An 11151-nucleotide genomic window follows, 5' to 3' on the forward strand; every position below is an offset into this window, starting at 1 on the left:
CTAAATAAATCACTCATGCCGAGCGACTTTTTTAGTTTATCATGTCAATTTTGTTCTGTCAATAATATTTGTAGAATTTTTTTGTCGTAATTTAATATATATAAATTACAAAAGTTTATATTTTTCTGCTAACTAAAACTTCTTAATTAGTGTAACGTTTTAATGTATTTTTGAATAATAAAGTAATATAAGTAGTTAGGAGAATACCTATGTTTTACCAACAACCTGTTTACTTACCCAGACCTGTTTACTCAATTACTATCAATAGAAGTTTGCATAAGTTAACCCTTTATAGGGGTAATATTGTCTTCAAAAATTACCCTGTTGCTGTGGGTAAAGCATCTACGCCAACACCCGAAGGTACTTTCAGAATAGTCAACCGCGCTATTAATCCCGGAGGACCGTTTGGGGCAAGGTGGTTGGGACTTAATGCACCAAATGGTGATTATGGAATACACGGAACAAATAATCCTGCTTCTATTGGAAAAGATGTTTCAAATGGATGTATAAGAATGTTCAATGATCAGGTAATTGAATTAAGCAATTTAGTTTCGATAGGTACAGTAGTTAAAATATTATAATTGTTTGACTTACTTTTTTCTGTTCTTTTGTATTCTTGATATAAATTTAAAAATTGTTGTTGAAAGCATTATTCCAAACCCTATTGCACCGCCTACCGCCAAGGTCTGGGTTCCGCTGCTGAAAGCTGACGACATATTGTTTTCTACTATATATCGCAACGTTTTATATGCTATCATTCCCGGCACCAGTGGAAATATACCTGGTATCAAAAATTCAAAGGTAGGTGTTTTAAGTATTCTTGCCATGGATTCGCTGTAAATCCCGACAGTAAGTGCACCAAAAAAAGATGAAAATATTGGACTGTTTGTATTTGCAGATACAAGGCTGTATATAATCCAGCCAATGGCCCCACAAAAACCTGCCCAGAGTATTTTTCTTCTATCAATATTAAATAATATGACCGGAAATATACTTCCAAAAAAAGCCAGTACGGTTTGTTGAAGCATTTAAATCACATCCATTTCATAAATAGTGAAAGTGCAGTTACTATACCGGCACTCATTGCAATAATTATAAGCATGGCCTCGCCAAATTGGGCAAGTCCCGAAACATAGTCACCGTACAGTATATCCTTTATACCGTTGGTAAGAGATACTCCCGGTAATAGTACAATTATTGCTCCGGTTATTACATTATCCTTATGAATAATTGGAAATAAATGCTGTATTAAGACACTTAATGCTCCTATTAATAACCCGGATAGGAAGTATTGGAGAAATTGAAAAAACCCTACCTCGTCTATTTTTTGGAGAATAAAATAGACACCCAGACTGATTACCAAAGCTATTATCGCATCAGGAACGGTTCCTTTAAAAAATAATGTATATACAAATGAAGTCATACTAGCTGCCATTAGTCTTATTCCAAGGTTAAAGCTTGGAGCATTGGTTATATCTCCGAGAATTCTCTTTGCTTCCTCATAGGACACAGGGTTTTCCATTAGGCCTCTTGAAAAAGAATTTATGAGCTCTACTCTGTATAAATCCACACGCCTTTGACGTATCCTTCTTATTGATGTAACCATTTCACCATCCGGACCTGTTATTGAAATAAATATTCCTGTCAGATTTGAAATACAATCACCGGTTAAACCGTATGAATTGCATATTTTTGATATCGTCTCTTCTACTCTGTAAGCCTCTGCTCCATTGCTTAATAATATTTCTCCAGCTGATACCGCTATTTCAGCAACCTTTTTTGTCTCCATAAATACCTCAATAAAATTGTATATTCTTTAATATGTCCAACACGACCATGATATAACACATGTTCAATTTATGTCTACAATAATTATTGTAATCAAGTAGGAGGAATTTCATTAGTTAGGTGAATCCTTTTATCACACCACCGTACGTAGGTTTTCGTATATGCTAGTTTCAATCTTATAATTAAATGTGAACAAAATAATAGGGGCCGCTGCCAATTGAATATGAGATCTATTCATTGTGCAACAGCCCCTTTTTAATTAGTTTAAGCTCCCAGTAATCCGGCTACCTGTTTTTGCAATGCAGTCAATTGCTTCTTTATTGCTATTGTTTCAGAATGTTGTTTTTTTACTACCGATGTTAATACAGCTACAATATCCATTACTGATATTGATTTGCAATCATCACTGGCAAATATCTCCGGTACATCCTCGGCAATAAAACCTATATTATGTTTTTTCAAACTGGCATTTTTGTAATCAAAAGTAACAGGATTCAGTTTTTTCAATAAATCTAATGCTGTTTTTAATGGAAGTGCTTCGATATTTTCCTTAAATGTTCTAGATGATGTTTGGGTCAGGGTCGTAGCCACGATATCGCCTGTGATAGTCTTGGCCTTAATATCACCATCCACAGACAACCTGATTCCTGTTTCAGGAGTTTTACCTATTCCTACGTAACCATCATCACTTACATTTACAATCGGATTAGTTTTTGCATAAAGAGCATTATGTGTATGCTTACTAAGGGCTATTTGGTCAATATTTGTGCCTGCACCTGCTTTCCATGAGGTAGAGGTTTCATCCCAGAAAATCTTAGCCTTAGTTGAGTCACTTCTGGTTGCTTCAATTCCCTGGCTGACATTTAGCAGACCATTTACTTTTATGCTGTTCACTGTGAGGCTACCACTTATTGTTGTATCTACTGCGGTAAGGGTTCCCGCCGTGAGTGTACCTGCTGTTAGCGTTCCTGTGACATCAGCATCCTTGGATGTAAGTTTTGTACTTACATCTACATATGCGGAAGTGAGTTTCACTTTAACTGTTTCATTTGTTGCAGTTACATTACCATTTATTGTAGTATCACCAGCTGTGAGCGTACCTGCAGTCAGCGTTCCTGTGACGTCAGCATCCTTGGATGTGAGTTTTGTACTTACATCTGCATATGCGGAAGTGAGCTTCACTTTAACTGTTTCATTTGTTGCAGTTATATTACCATTTATTGTTGTATCACCAGCTGTTAGTGTACCTGCAGTCAGTGCTCCTGTGACGTCAGCATCCTTGGATGTGAGTTTTGTACTTACATCTACATATGCGGAAGTGAGCTTCACTTTAACTGTTTCATTTGTTGTAGTTACATTACCATTTATTGTTGTATCTCCAGCTGTTAGTGTACCTGCTGTCAATGTCCCTGTAAAATCAGCATCCTTGGATGTAAGTTTTGTACTTACATCTACATATGGAGAAGTGAGTTTTACTTTAACTGTTTCATTTGTTGAATTCACTGTTCCGGTAACATCCAACGAAGGAGTTGTCAGTTTTGTGTTTACGACCACATTACTAGCCGTCATAGTTCCTGAAACTCCTACATTCCCTGTTACGGAAAGTTTATCGGTAGGATTTGAAGTTCCTATGCCTATATTTCCATTACTTACTTTTAATACTGAGGTAAGGTCTGATATTCCGCTATTGTTATATTCCGGGTGCGTATGGCCATCCAAGCTTATGGTTTTCATTGTACCAGTTGTACCCGTTGTACCTGCCTGCCATACACCACGCAGTTCATCCCAAATAATCTGGGCACTATTGGCAGTACCGCCGCGGAATACCTCTATTCCAGCTTGCGTAGGAACCGGTTGAGTCTGAGATGTGTATTTGTTCAGAGTTATTATATTATCTTCTACTTCAAGGGTTTTTGTATTTATTGTTACAGTGTCACCATTTACAACAAGATTCCCGCCTACTGTTAAATCTTTTGTTATACTGGCACTGTCGGCTCTTACTGTTCTGGTTATATCAGCATTATCACATTTTACGTTACCTACTGCTGTGAGATTTCCCGCAACATCAATTGAAGTAACCTTAAGATTTCCCGCAACATCAAGTTTTGCTTCGGGTATGCTCTTCCCAACCCCTACGTTTCCGCTGTTATCAACATAAACTACTTCTGTTCCGGTAGAAGTACATACATTATTATGTGTGTGATTGCCCACACAGATATCTTGCATGGAACCATCTATTCCTGCCTGCCAGACTTTGCTTTTTTCATTCCAGTAAAACTTAGCCGGCTTTTCGGTATTTCTGGATAATTCAAAGCCTTCTGCAGCAATTTTTAATGTTGTACCTAAAGTGTTTGTTAATGTTATTTTTCCGCTAACAAGTGTATCTCCGCTTACGTCAAGTTTTGCTCGTGGAGTCTTTACACCTATTCCCACATTACTGTCTTTGTCTGTAATTACTGCAACGGCTCCACCATCGCTGCTATATAGCTTAGAAGGAAGAAACGTATTGTTAAGATTCAGTTCAAATAATTTGTCCCCAAATCCAAATGTCCATGCACATTTTCCCTCATTCCAGACTATCTTGGCATTAGGCTTTAGAGTTCCGTCTGTGGCAACTCCTCTTTCAACTTCTATTCCTCCGTTCATTATTATACTTCCGTCTACTTTCAGTCGGCCTTTTATATCAGTGCTTCCAGCAGTTAAATAACCTTTAACCTCCGAGTTGCCGGTAATGTCCATACTGCCGTTTACAATTGCATTTCCCATTACGTCAAGCATTTCTTGAGGGTTTAATTTGCCTATTCCCACCTTACCGCTGCTTGTAGCACTGATACAGTTGACATCCCCAAAACCCAATTTCCATAAGTTTGTATCAAATGTTAGATATGTTGTCGACTCGTTTCCTCGGTTTATCTGAATACCATCCTTCTGCAGTGAAAGGATATCTCCGATTAATGCCCTTCCGGTACTTAGTTCTTTCTCTATTTTTGCAATAGGAGTCTGTATGCTTCCGTCATTATTTACCACAAGACATGCGGAATTACCTGTTGGGACCATTTTCTGGTCACTGTTTTCCTGAGCCCAGCTCCAATCAGACATTCCTATTTTCCATACCTGTGTCGCTTCATCCCATCTCAAAATTGCACTTTTTTCATCAATTCCCCTGTAAACCGAAAGAGTACTTGTTCCCTTTTTAATCTCTCCCGACTCACCTTTATTCATTGTAAGCTTGTTGCCTTCAAGTTCTATATTGGCACTTCTTATTGTTGTTACCTCACCTTTAACATTAAGGTTTCCTGCTACGGTAAGGTCTTGGCTTACAGTAAGGTCATGCTTTACATCAATATTTCCGGTTGCCGTTGTGCTTAAAGAAAGTATGTTGCCCTTTGTGTTGTAAAGCTGTCCGTGAGTATGGAGAGTATCTGCATTTCCTTTTTTTGATAGTTTTTGCCATGGAGTTCCACAAGCTATTTCACTAAGGTTATTTCCAATACCGATTTTCCATATAGTATCCTTTTCATCCCATACTAATCGAGCCTTTTGTTGTGAATTTCCTCGGTAGATTTCCAGGCCGCTTTCATTTAAAGGAGGTTCATCACCCTCAAAATTATTAAGAAGTATGACATTGTCTTCAACCTTTAAATCAACTTTATCTACAGAAGTAAGTGTTCCGACTACGTTAAGGTTTCCCAGTAAGCTTACTCCTCCGACTACTTCAAGGCTTCCCTCCACCTTCATTGCTCTATTAATCATAATTTTGTCATCAGATTCGGCACTTATTGCAACATTGCCTTTAGTATCACATATTGATGAATGTAAATGAAGTTTATCGGCCATCTTCTTTGTAGTTAATGTTTCCCAATCATCACCATATGCCAGATCTTTCATGGAATTTTCCGTGCCCACTTTCCACTTTCCTTCTTTTTCATTCCAGACAAGTCTTGCTTTTTTAGTATTGCTGCCACGGTATACTTCCAAACCACCTTCATTGTTTATAGGTTGGGCCATTCCTGTATATTTGTTGGCAATGATTGTGTTGTTTTCTATTTCAAGAATATTTTGCTTGATTATAGTTGGAGTTTTAGTTACAGTCAAGTCACCTTCAATGTTAACAGAACCTTTTATATCTACATCACCTTGGATATATTCATTTTTATCTACAATGAGATTTCCTGAAACACTGACATTTTTTTCAAAATCTACATTACCATCCTTGTCAACGGATACAACTACTGTTCCATCCTCCATTGAAAGATTTCCATGGCTGTGCATATTGTCGACAACCTGCCCGTGGGTGAGGTACTCCCACTCTATTCCCGACGGTATTTCAGACATATTGCTGCCTATTCCCATTTTCCAGGTTGAACTACCTTCATCCCAGATTATCCTTGCATTTTCATAACCATCTCCACGATATACTTCCAAGCCACCCTCTTTGACAGGGGCTTGCCCGTTATCAGGCTTATTTACAATTACTACATTTTCTGTTACTACTTGGTTGATTTGTTTGTATTCGGTAGCCGGGTTTAGTACCGTCAACGTTCCTTCTACTGTAAGGTTTTCACCTACTGTCAGATTAGAGTTGATTTTTATGTCCCCGGTGGGGCCTACATTCATAGCCAATTGTCCATCACTGTTATATATTTCACTGTGTGTATGCAGTGAGTCTGCATTTGTCCCGGTGGTCAGATCTTCCCATGCTCTACCATATGGTATATTGTACATATCATTTTCTACACCAATCTGCCATCGACGGTCGTTTTTATTCCACACAAGCTTTGCATTAAGATCCTTTCCCGGAACTTCAATACCATTTTGGGTTACTACTGTTCCCGATACAACGATATCGTTGGTTATACTGATGTTTCCGTTTTCATCGGCAGATAATGAAATATTTCCGTTAACATCATTTATATGGCTATGTTTATGAAGGGTGTCCACATTTAAGCCATTATGCATTGCATCCCAATCAGGGCCGTATGCAAGTTGATATATACCACTTTCCGGAATATCATCCTTCTTGTCGGTTCCAGCTTTCCACACTTTCTCGTTTTCATCCCAGATTAGCTTTGCATATGGAAGGTACTCACTCCTGTACACTTCAACACCACTGCTCTGTTTTCTTGGTTCTGTTTCATTATCCTTTGGAGTATATTTGTTTACCGTAAGTATATTTCCGGTCATAACTACGTGTGTTGTATCAAGGGTTGTATTATCTCCACTTACGTTGAGGCCTCCAGCTGCTGACAGAACGCCTGTTACTGCAGCAGTCTTGGATATTGCTACACTGCCCTTTGAATCAACTTTCAGTGCAGGGGTATTGTTTATATTTACTGATAATGTCCCGTTTAAATCTGTATTACCATTTGTTTTAAAATCACCCGTGATTACAGAACCTGAAAATTTTGTATACGGTGAATGAACTTCCAGTCCATCACTCTGACCAAGGGTTTGATCTGAAAGCCCGTTTATGTATGGAAGATTTGTTTTTTCCTGTGCTCCTATTGAAATCTTCTGAAATTCCTGTGAAGTTCCCTGTGTAACGGCATGTACAACACCATCATCCGCAGTATCATAAATCCCTTCAATGGACTTTTGTCCTGAGCCTGCATCCTTCAACCTGACACGTGCCACAACGATGTCTGTAATCTCATCTTTGGTTTTTGGATCAGGCTTAATTCTGCTGTGTTTTATTTCTGAGCGCTCCCAGACGTGGATATTATTTTTATCCCCGCCTTTCTTGATATCTACATCCGATGGTTCTTCGTGATATGATACCATTATGTATATATCTTCATTTACATCGTATTCAGATAAGTTTACCGGGTTATCCGGATGATTGTCACTTATCCATATTTCCTGACTGACTTTTTCTTTGGTTTTTTCATCCAATGTGCTGTTAAGTGCAAATCCTTTTGAAACCTTTACCTGAGGATAGTTTCCTACTGCTTCAACCTTGAGGCCGTCTACAATTCCCCAGTTATGAAAAAACCTGTTGTGCATACGGTGAAAATTCTTATGGTAATCCTGATCAAGTTCAAGGTCTTCTTCTTTTAGCAAAAGTCCATTGAAATACTTCATACGCTTGATTTCGTTTGACATTTTATTGTTCCTCCAATTTCTCAGATTTTCCTGTACCAATCATTTTATGTTCACTTACAGAAGTACAGTTCATTTTACAGGGTTTATTGCTCAGGAACATTTTCTTCCGGCATTAATTCCTCTAAAGCCTGTATAGCACCACTTATACGTAAAAGAGTCTGGTTGAGTCCTGCACGTTTGGCATCCAATTCCTCCAGCATCTTCTGACCGTTTTCAAATTCACCTTTTAATTCCTTAATTCTTTCTTCAATCTTTTCTTTCATTAATGAGTCCTCCTTTTTAAGGGGATTTGATAATCCCCTTATTTAAATTAGTTTTTGTTTTATATCAGGCTTGCAAAGCTGCAACCTTTTTCTTTAGTTTTTTAATTAAATTTTCTTGTTCCTTTACCTCACCTACAAGAACAGTAAGTATTTCCATTGGGCTGATGGCTTTTTTATCACCGGATGCAAGGATATCAGGAACATCCTCTGCAATAAAGCCCATTGTTTTTCTTTTTCTATCCCCTTTAAAGTTAAACTCAACCGGATCAAGACTCTCAATAGTACTTCTGACTTTTTCTTTTTTAAGCTTCTTGATATTTTCCTTGATTTCTTTTGTTGATGTATAATAGAAGTTTCCTTCAACATATGTCCCGCCACTTGCCCGCAAACGTATCCTGTCTCCCTTGTTTCCTATTATTGTATTGGTTACTGTTGTCCAATAACCACAGCCATTAGGAATATTCCATGGACAAGTGGAGACAAAATAATTTTGTGTGTATGTTTCAATATTACTGTCATTTGAGATTCCTATCTCAAGTGTCATATTTTCCCCGCCTCCGCGGAGTGTATCTGAATAGTATCTGATCCATGCAGCATCATCAGTGTTTTTAGGTTTTTCAAACATTATCCCTTTTACGCTACAATTTCCAACACCCGGTATTATTGCTCCCTTTGCCTGTATATTTCCGCTGGCTTTTAAAGGTCCATTAACATCAAGATGGTCCCATATTGAAACTTTTCTTCCCTGTCCACCTGATCTGTTTCCGACTATCATCAGTGTTTTATAGTCACTTGTATCGTTGGATATTTCAGCATTACCTGAGGCTGTATCAGGGAAACCGCTCCACTTTGCTGTAAAGCGAATAGGGTTTAAACTACTCATAAATCGTGTAGTTCCAACCACATCCAGTTTGTCCATGGGTGTATATGTGCCTACCCCTACATTACTAGGTGTTAATAAACATATGTTGTCGTTGCTATCATTTGAAGTACCTATTTCCAACGTACATGCTTCTCCATTTTTAGGATAGTATTTTATCCAAGCACTATCTTGTGAGCCTCCGCCGGGGTTACTTGGAAAAATTACTCCATTATTGCCGGCTCCCGAACTCAAGGTAAGTACTTCGGAAATTTGCATGTTTCCGTTTATGCTTAGTATTCCGTTAACATCCAACCTGTCCCATATAGCTACTTTTCTTCCCTGACCGGCAGACTGATTTCCAACAATCATCAAAGCCTTGTTCACTGTTGTATCATTACATATTTCTGCCTGATTTGTTGTAATATCAGGAAAAGCAGTCCATTGGGAAGTAAACCTTATAGGATTTAATCCACCAAGCATCCTTGTACTGCCACAAACTTCAAGAGTATCAGTTGGATATATGGTGCCGATACCTACATTTCCATTATCTTTCCATGAAAGAATCGGCTTTTGGCCATTCTCAACTGTTCCGAGAATACCTCCTTTTTTGCCCGTCAGTACAGGTCCATCGACATCATTATTTGCAAATGATTTACCATTTCCGTAATATGACAGTGAACCTGATAAAAATAATATGTCTTTTTGAGGAAATACCATATTTGCTAAAGAAGATATGTCTCCTTCTGTATTAACAGATAGTGTTGTGCCTTTAGCTAACGAAAATAATTTGCTGTGTCCATGCATATCATCAACAAAATATCTTTTTTCCTTATTATTGAGCTTTTCCCACGTAGCTCCATATACAACAGGATAAAGATCATTTCCGAGTCCTGCCTTCCACACTTTATCGCCCTCGAACCATACTATTCTGCCATCAGGAGCAACTCCAGGGCCTCCACGAAAAACTTCAAGTCCACCATCCCTTAGATCCCAGAGATCAGGGTAGTCATCATTTTTACTGTTTAGCTGAAGAAAACTCTCTTTGGTAAGGAATTCATCCTTAACTACACCGTCTTTTTTGTGGATTAATTTTCCTTCGAAGCTTAAATCATTAACTACGTCTACGTCGCCACTAAATTTTACATATTTGGAATTTATATCAAGCTGTTTGACATTTACTTTATCAGCTTCAGGAATTGAAGAAATATAAGGCATGGCTTTTATATCTTCACCTAATTTGAAAATGAACTTTTTTAGCTCCAAAACCTTGGCATATGGACCGGCATACACTCTCAAAGGAGTTCCATCAACATCGTCTTCAAAAATACATGTGCTGTCAACAACTACTTCATAATACGAATTAACGCTGCCGTCACCGTTATTAATTTTTTTCTCTACTTTTTTGGGCACGACTCTTGCTAATATGATATTTTCTTTGCAGTTTTCGGGCTTTTTATTTGCGCAACTGATTTTTCCACGTTCCCACAAATGTATTTCCTGACCTTGACCTTTTTCATTGTCCCGGTCAGCTTCGATTTCGCAATAGCTGACGAAGATATAAATGTTTTCTTCTGCCGGATAGTCTGAAAGATCCAGTGGATTATCAGGATGCCCCTCATATATTATTATTTGCCTGCTGGTACTCTCTTCCAATCCATAAGCTCCCACATTTGTTAAGTCCAGTGCAGCTCCTTCTGTAACAACAACCCCCATGCTGCTGTCTATTACAGGCTTCACCTCAAGACCGCAGACTATACCCCAAGTATGTAGGTACCGGTTATGGAAACCCTGAATTCTCCTAAGGTACTCTTTATCCTGTTTATAGTCTTCCGCCTTCAAAAAGAGTCCGTCAAAATATCTCATTCTCTTTAATTCTTTTCCCATTTCCTCTTCCTCCGGATACTCAAAATGATGCCATCCTCGGCACTATATTTTAAACGTTTCATCAGGAATCAGAGGATTCTTCTTGTACAAGCTCTTCAAGCACCTGTATGGCTCCATTAATTCTCAAAAGAGTATATACAATGTTTGTACGTTGCACTTCCAGATTTTCCATTGCTTTCTGTCCGGACTCAAGTTCTGCCTTGAGCTCTTTTATCCTTGCATCGATTTGTTCATTCATATTTAAAAACCTCC

At 38.2% G+C, this 11151-nt stretch carries 7 protein-coding genes; 1 reads left to right on the forward strand and 6 read right to left on the reverse strand.

Annotated features, from left to right (window positions below; translation table 11 throughout):
* Positions 1-209 precede the first annotated feature (209 nt).
* Entirely contained in the window at positions 210-581 is a 372-nt protein-coding gene (locus tag L323_RS32265; protein WP_020815793.1) for a L,D-transpeptidase, read from the forward strand.
* A 9-nt stretch (positions 582-590) separates the two neighbouring features.
* Here L323_RS32265 and L323_RS32270 read toward each other — a convergent pair whose 3' ends face one another.
* The 6 genes from L323_RS32270 to L323_RS41375 all read right to left on the reverse strand — a co-directional run bounded on the left by L323_RS32270 (position 591) and on the right by L323_RS41375 (position 11137).
* Positions 591-1028: a threonine/serine exporter family protein gene (locus L323_RS32270; RefSeq protein WP_020815794.1), complete on the reverse strand. Its 438-nt coding sequence runs from the start codon at positions 1026-1028 to the stop codon at positions 591-593.
* 5 nt (positions 1029-1033) lie between these two features.
* Complete coding sequence (locus tag L323_RS32275) at positions 1034-1789, reverse strand: threonine/serine exporter family protein (RefSeq protein ID WP_020815795.1); 756 nt, start codon at positions 1787-1789, stop codon at positions 1034-1036.
* A gap of 263 nt (positions 1790-2052) precedes the next feature.
* On the reverse strand, positions 2053-7890 hold the full coding sequence (locus tag L323_RS32280) for a tail fiber domain-containing protein (RefSeq protein WP_020815796.1): 5838 nt from the start codon (positions 7888-7890) through the stop codon (positions 2053-2055).
* A gap of 83 nt (positions 7891-7973) precedes the next feature.
* Positions 7974-8153: a hypothetical protein gene (locus L323_RS32285; protein WP_015925011.1), complete on the reverse strand. Its 180-nt coding sequence runs from the start codon at positions 8151-8153 to the stop codon at positions 7974-7976.
* Between the two features lie 64 nt (positions 8154-8217).
* Positions 8218-10899 carry a tail fiber domain-containing protein gene (locus L323_RS32290; RefSeq protein WP_020815797.1) on the reverse strand — a complete coding sequence of 894 codons (2682 nt, stop codon included), beginning with the start codon at positions 10897-10899 and terminating at the stop codon, positions 8218-8220.
* A gap of 61 nt (positions 10900-10960) precedes the next feature.
* Complete coding sequence (locus L323_RS41375) at positions 10961-11137, reverse strand: hypothetical protein (RefSeq protein ID WP_020815798.1); 177 nt, start codon at positions 11135-11137, stop codon at positions 10961-10963.
* Between the last annotated feature and the right edge of the window lie 14 nt (positions 11138-11151).

Origin of the sequence: Ruminiclostridium papyrosolvens C7 (genome assembly GCF_000421965.1) — a bacterium.
Classification (GTDB): Bacteria; Bacillota; Clostridia; order Acetivibrionales; family DSM-1351; genus Ruminiclostridium; species Ruminiclostridium papyrosolvens_A.

Coding starts and splice junctions, on each gene's coding strand:
- L323_RS32265 (WP_020815793.1), top strand. CDS start 210: ATGTTTTACCAACAACCTGTTTACTTACCCAGACCTGTTTACTCAATT.
- L323_RS32270 (WP_020815794.1), bottom strand. CDS start 1,028: ATGCTTCAACAAACCGTACTGGCTTTTTTTGGAAGTATATTTCCGGTC.
- L323_RS32275 (WP_020815795.1), bottom strand. CDS start 1,789: ATGGAGACAAAAAAGGTTGCTGAAATAGCGGTATCAGCTGGAGAAATA.
- L323_RS32280 (WP_020815796.1), bottom strand. CDS start 7,890: ATGTCAAACGAAATCAAGCGTATGAAGTATTTCAATGGACTTTTGCTA.
- L323_RS32285 (WP_015925011.1), bottom strand. CDS start 8,153: ATGAAAGAAAAGATTGAAGAAAGAATTAAGGAATTAAAAGGTGAATTT.
- L323_RS32290 (WP_020815797.1), bottom strand. CDS start 10,899: ATGGGAAAAGAATTAAAGAGAATGAGATATTTTGACGGACTCTTTTTG.
- L323_RS41375 (WP_020815798.1), bottom strand. CDS start 11,137: ATGAATGAACAAATCGATGCAAGGATAAAAGAGCTCAAGGCAGAACTT.